The sequence below is a fragment of the Gordonia sp. SL306 genome (genome assembly GCF_026625785.1).
Taxonomy (GTDB): Bacteria; Actinomycetota; Actinomycetes; order Mycobacteriales; family Mycobacteriaceae; genus Gordonia.
The window spans coordinates 5123842-5141374 of the sequence record NZ_CP113063.1 but is presented as its reverse complement, the minus strand read 5'-3'; the positions used below and the strand labels follow the sequence as shown (position 1 = coordinate 5141374).

14 protein-coding genes and 1 pseudogene are annotated in these 17533 nt (G+C 66.4%); 7 read left to right on the top strand and 8 right to left on the bottom strand.

What is annotated here, in order from left to right; translation table 11 throughout:
• Positions 1-44: 44 nt before the first annotated feature.
• The 3 genes and pseudogenes from OVA31_RS23550 to OVA31_RS24800 all read left to right on the top strand — a co-directional run bounded on the left by OVA31_RS23550 (position 45) and on the right by OVA31_RS24800 (position 2726).
• The gene (locus tag OVA31_RS23550; protein WP_267628945.1) at positions 45-203 is read left to right on the top strand and encodes an alpha/beta fold hydrolase; all 159 of its coding nucleotides are present in this window, start codon (positions 45-47) and stop codon (positions 201-203) included.
• 6 nt (positions 204-209) lie between these two features.
• Positions 210-1766 carry an FAD-dependent monooxygenase gene (locus OVA31_RS23545; RefSeq protein WP_267628944.1) on the top strand — a complete coding sequence of 519 codons (1557 nt, stop codon included), beginning with the start codon at positions 210-212 and terminating at the stop codon, positions 1764-1766.
• Positions 1767-1824: 58 nt separating this feature from the next.
• Positions 1825-2726, top strand: a pseudogene (locus OVA31_RS24800) (NADP-dependent oxidoreductase).
• A 12-nt stretch (positions 2727-2738) separates the two neighbouring features.
• Here the strand turns inward: OVA31_RS24800 and OVA31_RS23530 are convergent.
• The 3 genes from OVA31_RS23530 to OVA31_RS23520 all read right to left on the bottom strand — a co-directional run bounded on the left by OVA31_RS23530 (position 2739) and on the right by OVA31_RS23520 (position 4092).
• Positions 2739-3119 (bottom strand): VOC family protein, encoded by a 381-nt coding sequence (locus OVA31_RS23530; RefSeq protein WP_267628942.1) that lies wholly within the window; start codon positions 3117-3119, stop codon positions 2739-2741.
• Positions 3120-3261: 142 nt separating this feature from the next.
• The gene (locus OVA31_RS23525) at positions 3262-3747 is read right to left on the bottom strand and encodes an SRPBCC family protein (RefSeq protein WP_267628941.1); all 486 of its coding nucleotides are present in this window, start codon (positions 3745-3747) and stop codon (positions 3262-3264) included.
• A gap of 3 nt (positions 3748-3750) precedes the next feature.
• Positions 3751-4092, bottom strand: a complete 342-nt coding sequence (locus tag OVA31_RS23520; protein WP_267628940.1) for an ArsR/SmtB family transcription factor — start codon at positions 4090-4092, stop codon at positions 3751-3753.
• Positions 4093-4220: 128 nt separating this feature from the next.
• Between OVA31_RS23520 and OVA31_RS23515 the strand changes: the two genes are divergently transcribed.
• Both OVA31_RS23515 and OVA31_RS24725 read left to right on the top strand, forming a co-directional pair.
• Positions 4221-5267, top strand: a complete 1047-nt coding sequence (locus tag OVA31_RS23515; protein WP_324290151.1) for a DUF4185 domain-containing protein — start codon at positions 4221-4223, stop codon at positions 5265-5267.
• The gene (locus tag OVA31_RS24725; RefSeq protein ID WP_324290150.1) at positions 5246-5425 is read left to right on the top strand and encodes a hypothetical protein; all 180 of its coding nucleotides are present in this window, start codon (positions 5246-5248) and stop codon (positions 5423-5425) included. The genes OVA31_RS23515 and OVA31_RS24725 overlap by 22 nt, the downstream gene beginning before the upstream one ends.
• 25 nt (positions 5426-5450) lie before the next feature.
• Here the strand turns inward: OVA31_RS24725 and OVA31_RS23510 are convergent, their stop codons facing one another.
• Both OVA31_RS23510 and OVA31_RS23505 read right to left on the bottom strand, forming a co-directional pair.
• Entirely contained in the window at positions 5451-6548 is a 1098-nt protein-coding gene (locus OVA31_RS23510) for a hypothetical protein (RefSeq protein ID WP_267628939.1), read from the bottom strand.
• Between the two features lie 18 nt (positions 6549-6566).
• Positions 6567-7226: a polymorphic toxin type 37 domain-containing protein gene (locus OVA31_RS23505; protein ID WP_267628938.1), complete on the bottom strand. Its 660-nt coding sequence runs from the start codon at positions 7224-7226 to the stop codon at positions 6567-6569.
• Positions 7227-7430: 204 nt separating this feature from the next.
• Here OVA31_RS23505 and OVA31_RS23500 point away from each other — a divergent pair, with 204 nt between their 5' ends.
• Positions 7431-8282 carry a 3-hydroxybutyryl-CoA dehydrogenase gene (locus OVA31_RS23500; RefSeq protein ID WP_164309749.1) on the top strand — a complete coding sequence of 284 codons (852 nt, stop codon included), beginning with the start codon at positions 7431-7433 and terminating at the stop codon, positions 8280-8282.
• Between the two features lie 218 nt (positions 8283-8500).
• Positions 8501-9097, top strand: a complete 597-nt coding sequence (locus tag OVA31_RS23495) for a methyltransferase domain-containing protein (protein WP_420714111.1) — start codon at positions 8501-8503, stop codon at positions 9095-9097.
• Positions 9098-9115: 18 nt separating this feature from the next.
• Here OVA31_RS23495 and fadD5 read toward each other — a convergent pair whose 3' ends face one another.
• From fadD5 to OVA31_RS23480, 3 genes are all read right to left on the bottom strand, one after another.
• Entirely contained in the window at positions 9116-10723 is a 1608-nt protein-coding gene (gene fadD5, locus OVA31_RS23490; protein WP_267628937.1) for a fatty-acid--CoA ligase FadD5, read from the bottom strand.
• Positions 10724-10890: 167 nt separating this feature from the next.
• Entirely contained in the window at positions 10891-11823 is a 933-nt protein-coding gene (locus tag OVA31_RS23485; protein WP_267628936.1) for a saccharopine dehydrogenase, read from the bottom strand.
• Positions 11824-11898: 75 nt separating this feature from the next.
• Entirely contained in the window at positions 11899-17391 is a 5493-nt protein-coding gene (locus tag OVA31_RS23480) for a carboxyl transferase domain-containing protein (RefSeq protein WP_267628935.1), read from the bottom strand.
• Positions 17392-17533 lie beyond the last annotated feature (142 nt).

Below are 17533 nucleotides of genomic sequence, written 5' to 3'. Positions count from 1 at the left end.
GCAGCCGTCGGGTATCCCCACTCTGCTGATCTGGGGCGCCGAGGATGCTCACGCCGGTCCGCCGACTGCCCGAAGTGGAGGCACTACTCGGGCCCGCACGCACCCACGTCATCGAGAACTGTGGACATATGGCTTCCTACGAGCGGCCCGCCGACGTCGCCGACGTCTTCACCACATTCCTCACCTCACTCTCGGAGCACTGAATCCCGATGACCTCCAACGAACCCGTCGACGTCCTGATCGTCGGAGCAGGGCCGACCGGCACCACGCTCGCGATCGATATCGTCCGCCGCGGCCACACAGTCCGGATCATCGATCGCGCCCCCGGCGGCTTCGAAGGCTCGCGCGCCAAGGGGATTCAACCGCGCAGCCTCGAGGTGTTCGCCGACCTCGGCGTCATCGACGTGATCGAAGCCGCAGGCAGTACCTACCCACCGATGGGAATCCACCTCGGCCCACTCACCATTCCGAAGCGAATGGTCCCCGTTCAAGACCCGAGCACCGACGTGCCCTACCCCAGTACCTGGCTCATTGCCCAGCACAGCACCGTCGCCGCCCTTCATGCACGACTCGTCACCCTCGGTACCACGGTGGAATATCGCTCCGAACTCTTAGGCATCGACCAGAACGATGAATCGGTGACGGCCACCATCGCCGGCGCTGACGGCACCACAGAGACCCGCGCACGGTTCGTGGTGGGTGCGGACGGCGGCGGTAGCAGTGTCCGGAAATCGCAGTCGATCCCGTTCGAGGGAACCACGGATGACGCGGACCGGATGATCATCTTCGACGCCGTGACACACGGACTGCGGCGCGACCGCTGGCATATCTGGCCCGCTCTGGGAGGCACATTCACCGGCGCATGCCCATTGCCGAATTCCGAGGAGTTCCAATGGATGATTCGCATCCGCGACGACGACGCCGCCGATCTCGCCGACGACGCACTCACTGATCTCATCCGCACCCGCACCCGCACCCGCACCCGCAACAGTCGGATACAGCTCGGTGAGATCTTCTGGAAATCGGTGTTTCGTCCCAATATCCGGCTCGCACAGCGCTATCGTGACCGGCGCGTGTTTCTCGCCGGCGACGCCGCCCACGTCCACACCCCGGCCGGGGCCCAAGGCCTCAACACCGGTGTCCAAGATGCGTACAACCTCGGCTGGAAACTGTCCCAGGTGCTGACCGGGGCACCGGCAAGTCTGCTCGATACCTATGAGGCCGAACGACAACCGATCGCCGCGCACGTACTCGGGCTGTCGACCAGGAACTACGAAAAGCTCAACAAGCTCGACCCCTCAGCACTCAAGCGGGACGACGACGAACGCCAGCTGGGCATCACGTATCGGGGCGGGCCACTGGCCCCGGTGCACGCAGAGTCCACCCACACACTGCGGGTCGGCGACCGGGCCCCCGACTCCCGGCTGTTGAGAGCCGACGGTGGCGGTCCGATGCGCCTCTTCGAGCTCTACGCGGGCCCGCACTTCACATTGGTGGGTCACGGGCCCACCGCCGCCGAGCATCTCGGCCAGATCAAATGGCCGAATATCGGTGCGCAACTGCGCACTGTGGCCATCAATTCAGCACAGGCCGAACTCGACGCCTCGACAGTGGTCCTCGCGGACGTCGCCGGTGATTTCGCGACAACCTACGGGATCACCTCGGACACCATGCTTCTGATCCGCCCGGATGGGTACATCGGTGCGATCGCCCACGACGAGCTCGGTGTCATATTCGCCGCCGTCTCCGGACTGACCCCTGGTTGAGAGCCGGTACGGTTGAGTCACGGGTGGTTCGACGGCCGGGGCGAGATCGGAGCGAGCTATGAAGGCAGCACGTTTCAGCAGGTTCGGCGGTCCCGAGGTCCTGGAGATCGCGGATCTTCCGGACCCCCACGCGGGTCCGGGCCAGATTCGGATTGCGGTGCGTGCGGTCGGTGTGAACGCGAGTGATCGGAAGAAGCGCAGCGGTCAGATGGATCCGGAGCTGCCGCAGACCATCGGCTACGAGGCGGCGGGTGTCGTCGACGAGATCGGTGACGGCGTCGACGACGTGGCCCTCGGGGATCGCGTGTACGGATTCTCCGATGACGGTGCAAGCCAAGCGGAACTGGCCGTGTTGTCGAACTACGCCCCCATCCCGGCAGCCCTCGATTTTGCCGGGCGGCAGCTCTGCCCGCCGCCGTCGAGACAGCCACACGTTCGCTCGACCAACTCGGTGTCGGCAGCGGTAGCACGGTGCTCATCAGCGGCGCCTCTGGCAGCGTCGGGAGTGCTGCGGTCCAGCTCGCGGTGGCCCGCGACGCGCGTGTGATCGGGACCGCGAGTCCAGCGAATCACGAGTACCTCCGGTCGTTGGGGGCTGAGCCGCTCGCCTACGGCGACGGACTCGTCGAGCGGGTGCGTGCGATGTCGCCCGGAGGTGTCGACCTCGCGCTCGACGTGGCCGGAAGCGGTGTCCTGCCCGAGCTCATCGAGCTCGCCGGTGGTGCAGACCATGTCGTCACCCTCGCCGATTTCGCCGGCGCACAGGATCATGGCGTGCGATTCAGCCGAGGCGACTCCGGGCGCGCCCTTCTTGCGCTCGCCGGGATCGCCGACCTGATCGACTCCGGACGTTTCACTCTCCCTGTGGCACAGACGTTCCCGTTGACGGAGATCGCCGAGGCACACCGCTTCGGCGAGGCGGGGCACGTCCGAGGAAAGATCGTGCTGCTGCTCGACTGACATTCGCGGATGTCAGGCGCCCGTCAGCTCGCCCTCTTCGAGGTACACGAGCGTGTTGCCGTCACCGTCGGCAAAGGCGAACATCGGCGGGACACCCTCCCAGCGAAGCGGCTCGTCATTGTGCACAGTGGCACCCGCTGCGGTGAGGCGGGCATGCGCCTCATCCGCATCGGTCGTACCGAGCCGGACGGCCACCGGGATCTCGCTGTCCGGTGGAAGGAGGAGCAGCGACACGCTCGAACGGGGTGGACGGACCTCCACAAGTCGTACTCCCGGCCACAGCTCCATGTCGGTGACCAAATCGCACCCCAGGGTCTGGGTGTAGAACTCGATCGCTTTGTCCTGATCCTGAACCGGGACGGAAACGCTGATCACTCGAGTGGTCGCAGTCATGGTGAGCTCCTCAAGGTTGTCGGTCTGTAGTAGGCAGACCGATCCGCAGCGCCGAACTCATCGGGACAACGACTACTCGGTTCAAGGGCTCGGACATCGCGGCACGGCGCGACAGATGCATTCTGCGTGGTGAGACGAGAATCTATCCGGCGAGCAGGGCGTCGATCTGATTGATCGCTCCGGACGCGCCTTCGACGATGCCCATCTCGAGGACCTTCTCCAACGCCTCGGCGGTGTCGTATGCGCTGACATAGGTCGCGACGGTATGGCCGTCCCGTTCTTCGAACGCATAGGTGTTCGTCGACACCGGCATGGACTCGATCGGCTTGAAGTCGTCGTCGGCGAAGCCGTCTTCGAAACTGAACCCGTTCGGTTCGTCGATGGTCTTGAGCACCCAGTAGCCGCCGAACTTCTCGCCTTCGGGGCTCGTCATGTAATACGTGACGCGACCCCCCGGGGTGAAGTCGTGCTCGACAACAGTCGCAGGATACGTCGGTGGGCCCCAGATCTTTTCGAGCTGGCGCGGGTCGGCGTACAGCCGCCAGATGCGTGCCGCCGGTGCGGCGAACTCGGCGGTGATGGTGAGCGTGCGGGAGTCGATGTCGTGGGTGACATTGGTGACAGGCATTGATCAGTCCTCCTGTGGTGATTCCGTTGCGATGAGTTCGTCGATGCGTGCGATCCGGCCCCGCCAGACCGCCTCGAGCTCGGTGAGCAGGGTCGCCACCGCGCGCACCGCGGTGACGTCGCCGGTCGCGAGTTGCTCACGGCCGTGGCGACGTTTGGTGAGCAGGCCGGCGCGTTCGAGCACGGCGACATGCTTTTGTACGGCGGCAAAGCTCATGTCGTACTCGGCCGCCAATACCGAGACCGAGTGCTCGCCGGTCAACACACGACGCATGATGTCGCGTCGTGTGCGATCGGAGAGCGCGTGGAACAGGGCGTCTGCCCTGTCCTCGTCCGTATCGGTCACTTCTCAAACATACAACCATTTGGTTGTATGTCAACCCCGGTATCACTGTTCGAACGACATGCGGTGCGCGGCGTAGGCTCGCGGCCAGATGCCAGCCGAACCCGTGATGAAACACCGAGGCAGCACTGATGCGATTCAAACGAGGCCGTCGGCCAGACGAGGGCATGAAGGTCGGGAACCTCACCGGACCGGGCCTGTCCACCCAGTTCGGTGTGGGCGCTGCCGATCTCGGAGCGATGGTGGAGGCTCCCAACGGCGACATCGTCGCCGTCTTCGGTGACACGTATCGCAAAGCGCGGGCCGGATCGTCGGACTGGCGTTCGCCGGTGGTGTTGATCGGAAACCGGAACCGCGAGGGCCGGGTGGTGTGGGAACGCGCCGGCGGACCGGATCCGACCTATGCCCGCCAGCTGTGGCCCTACATCCACGACTCTCCCCCGTGGCATCGCGGTGGCTTCTCCACGGTGATCCCGAGCGATCTGCTTCGTGTGGGAGATGATCTCTACCTGCACGCCATCGTCGTACGAGGTTTCCCCACCGTGCACTGGACGGAGATCTGGCGATCGTCTGACAACGGTGTCACCTGGGGACACATGGGCCCCGACGCCACGTTCGCGGCAGATCTCCACGACGGCTTGGCGCAGTCGTGGACCTGGGATTTCGACCCGGACGACGGGTGGGTCTACGTGATATCCACCGCGTTCCAATCAGGCTCGGGAATGATCCTGCGTGCTGTTCGGCCGGCCGACATCGGCAACCGCAGCGCGTACATCGGATGGGGCTACCGTGACGGCGCGTGGGCGTGGGGCAACCCTCCGACGGTGATCACCCCGGACGGTGAGGTCTGGCGTGAGACGACCTTCCGGCGCCTGGGAGACGGCCGCCACGTCGGCTGGGTGCTCGGTGGATTCTGCATTTCCGATCGGGGGTTGTCCTACCGTGTTCTCGACCGTCCGATCGACAACGTCGGCGGACGCGTGAGACGATGCCGATCGCCGAGATCGCCGACTGGTCGGCCGAGGATCATGCGTCCGGCAGGGTCGCGCAGGCGTACGGGGGGTATGTCATGCCGGGCTCCGCTCTCGATACTCCGGGCGGGATCGATCTGGCTGTGTCGCAATGGAATACCAGAACCCATTGGCCCTACCACGTCATGCAGTTCGCGACCACCCTGAGTTCGGTCCCCGCGGCATCGCCTGACCGCGCCGTTCTCGCGCAACGGATCCCGGACTGGCTGGCCGCCCTCGAACCCCTTCGCGGCGAATCCGGCATGGTCGATGAGATCGCCGACGCCGAGAACGCTCTCGATGCGCTGCGACGGCGCTGTCTGTGAGTCGTCGGGTGTCGTGCCGGTGTCGTCATCGTCGCGCCGATGTACGCGAGTTCAACGCCCGGGAAAGCTCATTCGCGGTCTCACCGGTCATGGTGAGGCCACCTCGGTGCCGGATGAGGACTCCAGAACCGGCCGGTTGACGATCGAACGGGAGTGCGGCGATCGGTTCCAGATCGGGTTGCAGTCGCGCGGCCACGTAGGTCAGGGATCCGGGCAGTATCGGCGGTGTCGGGTCTTCGGACTCGTCGGGCGGCTCGATCGAGAACGGCTCCCCTTCGTAGAGAGCGGCACCGTGGGCCACGGACGCCACGTCGGGATCGACGCCGACGATGATCGCCCTGAGCACGTCTTCGAGCAGACTCTCGGACGTCGTGCCGTCGGCGGCGGCGATCTGATCCGGCCGTTCCACATTGACCACGATGTGGAGCCGATCGACCGAGGGCCCGCTGGTGTCGAGGTCGATGAGGATCTCGACGAGTCCTGCGATGCCCGCACCGGTGTGGTCGTTGATCACACGCAGCGACCTCTGCCACGTGTCGATCGTGCCGTCGATCGCGTACGCGGGATTGACATACCGGAAGGCGGCGGCCACGTCGTCGGCGGTCGTCATCCCGATCGCTGGTAGCGACGCGCGATCGGCGGTCACCGGGAGCCAGCCGCTGTGACGCCACAGTGCGTGCGAGACAGACAGTTCGGCGAACACCGACGCGACCGCCCGATATGCCTCGACCTCTGGGATGCCGTCCGTGGATCGGATGGCGTCCACGACGTACCGGCCCTGAGATGAAGGCGGCATTTCGCGTTCGTACATGTGGAACAACGCCCGTTCACGATCCCAGCGCAACTCTTCCAGCGCATCGTTGGGCGGCGGCGAGGGTTCGTTGCCGCTGAGGTATCCCTCGAGCCAGCCCTGGGCAAACCCGGTGGCCTCGCGAATCTGTGATGGCCGCACCGACATGTTCTGCCCCATGGCGAGATCGTTGATCGCGAGGAGGCCGCGGAAGGTGTGGGGGTTCCCCACGATCGCGAAGAGGGAATCGCCGTGCCCGCTGATCCGGACGACCAGCCTCGGATCGACCCAATCCGGAAGGAGGCGGGGATCCACGCCTGTCAGAAGTTCCATCACCTGTTCCTGTCTCACCTAACCGCGGACGTGGCCGTTGGGATACACGTTCACATGGTGACCGCTGCGATCCACCACATCCCAGTGTTCCCCACCGTGACGGGACTTGTCCCATGTCCAGGTGCGGCCCTTGTTGTCGATGAATCCGCCGTTCCGGACCGACTTGGGTCTGCCGTGCGCACTCTTCGGCGGAACGTAGGGCGTACTGCCCGACTTGGGAAGCTGATTCGCATGACCTGCAGCGGGCCACTCCGGCCGCGGGACAGCCGCCTCACGACCCCTCTCCTGGGCCTGTTGGCCGGCCCGTCCCCCGCACTCGGCCCGCTCCGCCTCCAGTGCCCCCTGCCGGGCGTTGACCTGCGCCTTCTGCGCCTCGTACTGGGCGATCTGCGCCGGCGTGCCACCGCCCGAGGCGTTCACCGACCGCGCATAGGCGGAGAGCTGAGCGACCTCCTGATTGTGGGTGGCGATCCGGGCCGGCAACGTCGAGCAATCCACCGGGCCTGCCGATGCCGGAGCCGCTGTCGACAGACCCAGACCCATCAGCAGCGCGGTCATGGTCAGAGCCGCGCCCACCAGCTTGCGTAACCTTTCCGGCGGGTGCCTGCGCACCACGCACGGATCGTCGGTGCGATCGAGCTCGGTGCTCGGCTCGTCAATGATGGTGCTGCTTGTCATCTTCTGGCCCCTCGCGTCGTTACGGGTTGGTGTGAACACTGGGTTGGATGCGGCCATGCGATGAAAAGTTCCGCGGCCGGGCCGCCACTTGCCCGATCCGATCGAGACGCGCCGGGCCGAGCCCGTTAGGTTGTCTTCAGAGCGCGTCGACGGCGCAGAGCCATCGACCTCCGATATCCGATCTCGACACGGGAGGCTTTACACGTGACACACCTGGGAGTAGTAGGCGGCGGGACGATGGGCGCCGGGATCGCCGAGGTGGCCGCACGCGCGGGTGACGAGGTTCTGGTTCTCGAGCGTGACCAGGACGCGGCCGACGCCGCGCGCGCCCGGATCGAGAAGTCGTTGGCACGCGGAGCCAAGGCAGGAAAGATCACCGAGGAGCAGGCCACGGAGTCGCTCGCCCGGCTGCGGACCACCACGTCCATCGCCGACTTCGGTGATCGGGAACTGGTGATCGAGGCGCTGCCGGAGATCGAGTCACTCAAGGTCGACTTCTTCTCGGAGCTCGATCAGGTGACTGCCGCAGACGCGATTCTCGCGACCAACACCTCGTCCATCCCGATCATCCGCGTCGCGAAGAATGTGGCCGATCCCTCCCGGGTGGTGGGCGTGCACTTCTTCAATCCGGTGCCGGTGATGCCCCTGGTCGAGATCATCGCGAGTCTCGCCAGCTCGACCGAGGCGATCGACACGGTCACCACGTATGCCCGCGACCACCTCGGCAAGCGGACCATCCAGGCCGGTGACCGCGGCGGGTTCGTCGTCAACGCCTTGCTCATCCCCTATCTCGTCAGCGCGATTCGTATGTACGAGAGCGGTTATGCGACAAAGGAAGACATCGACGCCGGCATGATCAACGGCTGCGCCCACCCGATGGGACCGCTCACGCTGAGCGACACCGTCGGTCTCGACGTGGTCCTCGACGTCGCCGAATCGCTGTATCAGGAGTTCCGCGAACCTCACCTCGCTCCGCCGCCGCTGCTGCAGCGGATGGTCGATGCCGGGTATCTCGGCAAGAAGGCCGGTAAGGGGTTCTACGACTACTCGAAGTAGCGGATTCGGTGACGGGATGCGGTCCTTCGGGACGCTCGTCGCGGAGGCCGCATCCGCCGACGTGAGCGGGTGGGGCTTCGATTGGCTGAACGGCCGCGCAACCGAACAACGCCCACCTTGGGGGTTCTCGCGTCAGTTGGCCGACCGTCTCGGCCGGTCGCCCACCTTGGGGGTTCTCGCGTCAGTTGGCCGACCGTCTCGGCCGGGTACGGTCGGCGTTGGACATCGACACCGGCGGTGGCGAAGTCGTGGCGCAAGCGCCCGTCCTCCCACCCACGATGGTCGTGACCGAGGGCTGGCCGCCCAACGCACGACGAGCTCGTGACTCGCTGAGCCCGCGCGGAGCGCGGGTGGTCGAGACGACCGACGGTGGTCGGTTGCCGTTTCCCGACGAGTCATTCGAATTGGTGACGGCACGCCATCCGGTCCGGCCGGACTGGGCGGAGATTCGCCGGGTGCTGGCGCTCGGCGGCCACTACTTCGCCCAGCATGTCGGGCCGGCATCGGCGTTCGAGCTCATCGAGTTCTTCCTCGGTCCCCTCCCCGAGCAGCGTCGCGGACGGGACCCTGAACGTGAGGTCCTCGCCGCTGAACAGGCCGGGCTCGATGTCGTGAATCTGCAGCGAGCGCGTTGCCGAATGGAGTTCTTCGATGTGGGCGCTGTGGTGTGGATTCTGCGCAAATGCGTGTGGTGGGTGCCCGACTTCTCGATTGACGCCTATGAGGACGAATTGCGCGAGATGGACGCGCACATGCGTGCCGGCCGGCCTTTCGTCGCGCATTCGACCCGGCATCTGGTCGAGGCCCGCCGCTGACTCACACGTCGTTCGCGATCAGTCGGCCAGCCCGGCGTCCTTGCTGCCATAAGCTTCGCGCAGCCTGGGTTTCACCACCTTGCCGCCCGCGTTTCGCGGCAGTTCGTCGAGGATGACGAGATCCTTCGGATGCTTGAAACGCGCCAGATTGTCATTGAGGTAGGGCTCGAGTTCTGCGAGGGTGAGATCGTCGACTCCGTCGGCGAGGACGACGATCCCCACCGGCACCTCTCCCCACCGGTCGTCCGCACGGCCGATGATGGCTGCCTCGGCGATCTTGGGATGGCCGTACAGCACGTTCTCGACCTCGGCGCAGTAGATGTTCTCGCCGCCGGAGATGATCATGTCCTTGGCCCGGTCGACGACGTAGAGGAAGCCCTCCTCGTCCTGGCGCACCAGGTCGCCGGAGTGGAACCATCCGCCACGGAACGCATCAGCGGTGGCCTGGGGATTCTGCCAGTAGCCCTTCATCATGTTCGGGCCGCGGTAGACGATCTCGCCGACCTCGCCGGGTTTCACGTCGTTCATCATCGGGTCGACGATGCGGGCGGTCACCGCCGGCACGACCTTGCCGATCGAGCCGACCTTGCGTAACGCATCCTTGCCTTCGAGAATGCATGTGACAGGAGACATCTCGGTTTGTCCGAAGGCTGTCATGTTGAGTGCGGCGGGAAAGTTCTCGTTCATCGCGTTGAGCACGGAGTCCGACGCCGGAGCCGCTCCCCAACTGATCGTCCGGAGCTTGAGATCGCGGGGGCGGACCTGTTGCGCGGCACACACGGCCTGCCATTGGGCCGGGACCATGAAGACCGACGTGGTGCCCTCGCGCTCGAGTGTGTCGAGCATCGCCTCGGGATCGAACGCGCCGAGCGGATGGATCACCGACCGGATACCCCGATAGAACACCGGCGCGAATGCCGCAAGGCCGGCGATGTGGAAGATGGGCGGTACCACCGAGGCGACGTCGTCGTCGGTGCTCCCCTGCGACGCGCTGATCGTGGTCACCGCCTGCGCCTGCAGATTTGTGTGGGTCAGCATGGCACCCTTGGGTTTTCCGGTTGTTCCCGAGGTGTACATGATCACGGCGACGGTGTCCTCCGGGACATCGATCTCCGGCAGATCTGTCGGATCCTCGGCGATGAGGGTTTCGTAGTCGAGCTGCGCGCCACTGTCGCCGCCATCGACGACGATCGTGGTGTCGATGGCGCCCGTTGACGTACTGACCGCCTCCGCCACCGGTGCGAGCAGCTTCTCGGTGACGATCACCCTGGCACCGCTGTCGGTGACGAGATACGCGACCTCGGCTGGGCTCATCCGGATGTTCACCGGGACCGGGATGGCGCCGATCAGGTTGGCGCCCAACACCGCTTCGATGTACTCGGTGCGATTGAGCAGCGCCATCAGGACACGATCGCCGAACCGCACGCCGCGGCGGTGCAATGCGGCGGCGAAGGCGCGCGACCGTTCGTCGAGCTCTCGCCAGGTTCTCGCCGTGTCGAGGTACGTCACCGCGGTGCGGTCGGGCGTCATGAACGCATGCCGGCGCACCTGGTTGTTCCAGTGGTTACGGCGCGAACGCATCGGCTCGGCCACGAGGTCACTGGTCGACTCGGTGGTGACGGTCATGTTCGATCTCCTGGTGGTCGGAAGCGGTTCGGAGGTTCTCGTGTTGTCGCGAGGTGGCCTCGATTACACGGTAGGGCGCGACGAGGCTCGCCGTGGTCGGTCGTCGAATCTGGTAGGAACCCCGACTCGAGGCCGGCACAACTCGCCGAGTCTCGTGCCTCCCACGGTCAATCGATGATGATCTCCGAGATGCCGGGTGTCGCCCGAAGGTCCTCAGGTGTCGCCAGGTCGGCTACTGTAACCGTCCCCGACGACGGTGACGTGGCGGCCGCGACGACGGCCCGCGCGACCAACTCGCCCGTCGTCGCCGACTGTCCGGCACCGTGGGCGGTGGCCTGTTGCGCGGTAGCGCGGTTGCGCACCATGATGTGCCACCGGTCGCTGCCCCGGTGCGGCGCCCGCGTCAACGCCGGCCGGAGTGCGGGGAACCGCCCGACGAGCGCCAGACCGGCGGTGGAGACGCGATCGTCGAGCGCCAGATAGCTGCGTATCCGAATGCCCCGGCCGGTCCCGATCAGCACGTGGTCGGGAAAGTCGGTGCGGAGGTAGGTGCGTTGGCCGTCCGCCATGTCGAAACCGCGTCGCTCTCGGTAGTTGAGCACCGGTGAACCCTCACCCGCGGCGTAGATCTCGCGCCCGACCAGTCCGGCCGTCCACTCGACCGCCGCGGCACCGTGCCGTTCACCGGAGCCGAGCATGATCGCGACATCGACGTCGTCCCCCGGCCGATTGTGCAGCGCCTCGACGAGGACGGTGGTCAGGCCGGGAGCGAGCCCGGCGCCGAGCACCGTGGTGGCCCGGCCGTCGACGCCGGCCAGTGCATCGAGGTAGGCGCCGGAGGCCGAGATGTCGACGAACGGGACATCGGCACACGCACGACGGACCGCGGTGTCCTCGACGCCGGACGTGTTGACGACGACGTCGTGGTCGGCCGCCGCCGACGAGAAATCCTCGAGTCCGGCAGTCGTGTCGAGCCGGATGGTCGTCGTGTCCGCTCGCCGTGACCGGCTGGTCGCGGTGGTCGAATGACCCATCCGGCGAAGAGATTCGTTGACGACGCCACCAACTGCCCCACTGGCTCCGACGATCAGGATCCTCATGACCCAACACTAGACAGACGAACAGATGCCACGCTCCGTCTACCGGAACGTGGCATCTGTCCACAGGCTCTCGGTTTACGAAACGCCCACCTGGGCACCCTGTCCCGACCAAGCGGTACTCGCCTCGATCGCCCCGATGATCTGGGGACGCAGCTCGTCGGCACGGATCACCGCGTCGACGGAGCCGACCTCGACGGCACGCGCGATGCTGTGGACGGCGTCGAACTCCGCGGCGACCTCACCGATCTTCTCGGCCCGGACAGACTGCCGCATCTCCGCGAGCTCGGCGCTCAACGTCGAGCGGTCGGTGCCGGACGCTTCCGCCACCCGGGTCTCGAGGTCGCGGATGCGGGAGTCGGCCGAGGTGCGTTTGCCCACCTCGCCGGCGAACACCACCGCCGCGGCCGGGGCCCCGCCGAGCACCGACGCGTACGAGCCTTCGATGGCCAGCACGGTCATGTTCGGGTTCAGCGCCTTGGAGAACACCACGAAGGCGCCGCCGTGGTACCGCGAGATCACGCAGAACACAATGGGCCCTTGGAAGTTCACGATCGCGCGACCGATCTCCGCACCGTATTCCAGCTGCAGCTTCCGCAGCGACTCGGGAGAACCGTCGAAACCGGACAGATTGGCGAGCACCACCAGCGGACGGTTGCCGCTGGCAACGTTGATCGCCCGCGCGGCCTTCTTCGAGGACTGGGGAAACAGCGTGCCCGCGGTGTAGGTGTCCGGACCGTCGGTCGGCTTGTAGCCGCGTCGCTGCACCTCCCGCGATTCGATCCCGAGCAGGCACACCGGGATACCGCCCAGGTGGACATCGCAGACCACGGCCGTCTCGGCGTCGGCCATGCCCGCCCAGCGTTCCAGCACCACGTGGTCCTGGTCGGCCAGTGCGCGCATCACCGTCCGAATGTCGAAGGGCTTCTTGCGATCCGGGTTGGTCTCGGCCGAGAAGATGTGTCCGACGGTGGTGAAGTCACTGCCCGCAAGAACGTGCGGATAGTCGGAGATGTCCCGATCGGCCGGGTCGCTGGTCAGTGACCGCCGCGGCGTCTGTTCGCCGGGTACGACATAGGTGTGGTCGTAGTGGCTCATCAGCAGATCCTTGGCCGCACCCAGGTTCGGCACCCAGTACTGTGCCTGTCCGTTGGGGCCCATCACGCGGTCGTATCCGCCGATGCCGAAATTGTCCTCGGCGGACACGCCACCGGAGAAGTCGAGGGACTGCTTGCCGGTGAGCACCATCGCCGAATCCGGCGTCATCACCAGAATGCCCTTGGTGTGCATCAGCATCGTGGCCTCGGCATTCCAGTACGGCTGCGCGCCGACGTTGATACCCGCCACGACGATGTTGATCTCGCCACCCGCCTGCGTGAATTCGACGACGCGCTTGAGGGCGCGCGCCACCCAGTCCATGTTCTCGGTTCCCGAGTCCATGGAGATCCGGGCACCCGACGACAGCGCAAACCACTCGAGCGGAACCTGCATCCGTTCGGCGAGGTCCAGCGCTCCGATCACCCGACTGCATTCCGGCTCCGACAGCGCACCAAGCGATTTCGTCGGATCTCCGAGCAGCACGACTCGGGTGACACCCTGCGGGTACTTGTCGGTCGGGGTGGTGACCACGCCGACCACCATGGCGGCCGTGTTGCCGCCCTTCGGACGATCGACCGGCACCAGGACCTGTTCGGCATTCAGGTCGTACTCGGAGAACTCGCCGAGCAGGCCGGCCAGCTCGTAGGGGTAGACGGTGTTGCGCTTCGCTGCGCGCAGCACTTTCTGGCGATACCCGTCGACGGGTTCGATCGGCTCGTCGGAAGGCTCTCCGACGCTGACGTCGAAGCCACCCGTGGCGTTGATCGAGAATCGCACGGCGACCTTCGACAAGATCCCGGTGTCGTGGTCGCGTCGACGCGCGATCAGCTGAACCTCCTCGAGTCCGACGCCGGCAGCGATGGCACGGATGTATCCGGCGATCGCTGCGAGTTCCTCGGCGGTGACGTCCATCGGCGGCCAGATGTACATGATGATGCGGTTGGTGTCGGCGGTCCGGCCGGACGGGCGCTGCGCCCGTCGGATCGAATCGACACACGACGCCAGGATCGTCTCGGCGGTCGGCAGAGCCAGCAGTCGGCCGTCGTGTTCGCGCACCGCGGTGAGGTCGCGCACCTGTGCGAACGCGATGAGGCGGTCGTCGGACGGGTTGTCGCGGGCGACGCACCGGAAGAGGTAGACCTCCTCGTCGTCGGACGAGCTCAGCCGGGTGAGATCGAATTTGTGCAGGCGCTCCATCTGCATGCGCTGCGCGATGTGAGGATGCAGGCCACGGATCAGACGTTCTTCCGCCATACCGGTCGCGGACGGCCGGAAGGTGAAGTGGTGATGCATCAGTGCATCACCACTGCCGGCAACCGTGGTGGTGATGCGGTGTACCTGGCTGGGCATCGGGGTCGCCGCGATGACCTCGTGCAGCGCCGACGCCATCGCGTCGAAATCCTCGGGTTGTTGTTCCCAGCTCAAGTAGATGTCGGCATCGATGGACGGGGTGTCGCGGGCCAGCTCGGCGAGACCGGCCAGCGCAGGTCCCAGATTGTCGAAGCTCACCGCCGCCGACGCCAGCTTCGCGCTCTCCCGCTCTGCGACCACGAAACGGGCGCCGCCCGCCTGCTGGATCCGCACATCGGTGAGTCCCTTGTTCCCGTAGTAGCGGCGGGTCAGGACCTCGAGCATCACGGTGTTGTCGGCCTTGCCGTGCATCACCTGCTGCGCGAGGAGCCGGACCAGGGGCTCGGTGCTGCGGACCATCTCCGAGATTCGTTCGGCGCGGTCAGCGGCGGCGGGGTTGTCGTCGAGATAGAGCAGATGATCGCGAACATTGTCGTAGACGCGTGCGCGATTGCGACGCAGCAGCTCCTGTCCGTACCACGCGTAGATGAGCCCACGCGCGAGATCGGCGATGACCGGGAACCGCACCTGAGTCGCGGCCACCAGCCGATCGAGCGCGGTGCCGACGGAATCCCTCAACTCCTCGCGCGGGGTCGGTTCCCCGAGCCACTCGCGCAGCAGGGTGGTGAGCACGGTGACCGAGTCGCCGGGATTCTGCAAGGCCAGGAAGATCCGGAAGACGGCAGCCTCGAGTTCAGGGGTGCGATCGAGATCGGTCACCCCGTAGTGGGCGAGTGCCCTTCCGAGTTGTGCGTGGAACGCCTCCGGCAGGCCGTCGCGCTCGACGTCGAGGCTCTGCAGATAGGTGTGGAAACTCTCGCGTGAGCTGTGCACGCGCTCGTCGCCGATGGCCTCCCCCGACGGCCGGTTCTGACTCAGCTTGGCGAGGTCGGCGAACACGGTGATCAGTTCGAGTTCGTCGGCGAGCGGGCGACGACCGCTCTCGATCGCCACGCGGCGGGTGGCGAGGTAGTCGTCGAGCAGTCGGGTGCGGTCGTGTGGGTCGACGTCGTACCCGAGCAGCAGGCTGCGCAGATCCTCGAGGCTGCGGCCGGTGCGCTCTTGCGGTGACACGTCGACGGGCTCGTCGGGCAGTTCGATGTCGACGTCGTCGGTCGCGTCGTCGGGCGTCTCGGCCTCGTCGTCGTCGCTGAGGGGTTCCAGGCGCAGCAGCGGCACACCTGTCTCCACCTGGGTGCCGACCGACACCAGGCTTTCCTTCAACCGGCTCCGGACCGGCGCTCGCAGCACCGTCTCCATCTTCATGCTCTCCAACACCAGCACGGGTGCGCCTGCCTCGACCTCGGCGCCCACCTCCAGCGGAGTGGCGACGACCAGTGCGGGGGCCGGCGAGCGGACGACGCCACCTTCGTCGCGACTGACCCGATGAGTCACCCCGTCGACGTCGACGAGGTGGATCGGTCCGTGGGTGTCGGTCACCAGTCGGTAGCGGACGCCGTTGAGGACGATCTGCGCGGTGTGCTCGTCGAAGCGTTCGAGATCGACGTCGGCGGTGCGGGTGTGGTCACCGGCTTCGATGCCGATGCGGAAACGGTGCGCGCCGATGCGCGCGACGCGGACGCGGTAACCGATACCACGCAGTTTCAGATCGAGCGGACGACCGCTGTCGTGCTGCACCTGTGGCCGACCACCCGACGCGGTGGACAGCAGCCGGTGACGCTCCACCGACTCGCCCTCTTCATAGGCGTCGATGGCCGCGGCGGCCAACGCGACCGCGGAGTGACGATGGGCGACGAGTCGACCCTCGGCGCGCACCCGATCGATCCAGCCGGTATCGGCGCTGCCGTCGATCACCTCGGGCTGGTTGAGCAATTCGAGGACGAAGCTCTTGTTGGTTGCGCCGCCTTCGATGATCACCCGCGTCTGAACCATCGCCCGGCGCAGACGCCCGAGCGCCTCGTCGCGGTCGCGGCCGTAGGCGATGATCTTGGCGATCATCGAGTCGAAGTCGGCGGGAATGGTGTCGCCCTCGCTGACCCCGGTGTCGACGCGGATGCCCGGCCCGGCGGGCAGTTCGAGGCGCGCGATGCGGCCGGGGGACGGCGCGAAGTCGCGGTCGGGATCCTCGGCGTTCAGACGGGCCTCGATCGCGTGACCACGTTCCGCCGGTGGCTCGCCTTCGAGACGTCCGCCCGAGGCCACGTGCAATTGAGCCCGGACCAGATCGAAGCCGGTGGTGGCCTCGGTGATCGGATGCTCGACCTGCAGACGGGTGTTGACCTCGAGGAACGCGAACAGCTGCTCACCGGGGTGATAGAGGAACTCGACAGTGGCCGCGCCCCGATAGCCAACGGCCACGGCCAGTCGTTCGGCTGACGTCTTGAGTTCGGCGACCTGCGCCTCGGAGAGGACCGGCGATGCGGACTCCTCGATGACCTTCTGGTTTCGTCGCTGGACCGAACAGTCACGGACGCCCAGTGCCCAGGCGGTGCCCTGACCATCGGCGATCACCTGCACCTCGACGTGGCGGGCGCCGGTGACGAGGCGTTCGAGGAACACGACGCCGCTGCCGAAGGCTCGGGCCGCCTCGTCGCGGGTCCGCTCATAGGCCTCGCGGAGATCGCCGTCGTTCGTCACGACCCGGATACCCCGGCCGCCGCCGCCCGCGGTGGCCTTGAGCATCAACGGGTAGCCGATCTCGGCCGACGCCGCCACGGCCTCGTCGATGGTCTCGACGGCTCCACGGCTCCAGGGCGCCACGGGGACGCCGACCTCTTCGGCGATCAGCTTGGCGCCGATCTTGTCGCCGAGTTTGCGCATCGCTTCCGGCGAAGGCCCGACGAAGGTGACGCCGATGCGCTCGCACAGTTCGGCGAAGAGTGGATCCTCCGCGACGAAGCCCCAGCCGACCCATGCCGCGTCGACACCGGTCGCGAGGAGTGCGCGCTCGAGGACCTCGAGGTTCAGATAGGGCCGAGCGGCCGCGGGCCCCAGGTCGTAGGCGACGTCGGCTTCACGCACGAATGTCGCGTTGCGATCGGCGTCGGTGTAGAGCGCGACGACCTCGATCGGCTGTCCGGTCTCCGCGGACAGGCCGCGGACGGCATGGATGAGTCGCATGGCGGACTCGCCGCGGTTCACGATGGCAATGCGTGTGAACATCACCGACTCCAATCTCTTCGATTCGTACGTGTCGGCCGCGGAGGTCGCGGCGCCCGTCTCGACGGTTACGCCCGAGTACGGGGTCGGTGTGCTCCGTGCCGGCGCTGGATGCCGGCGACGCACCTCGCATGATTGTGGCGAA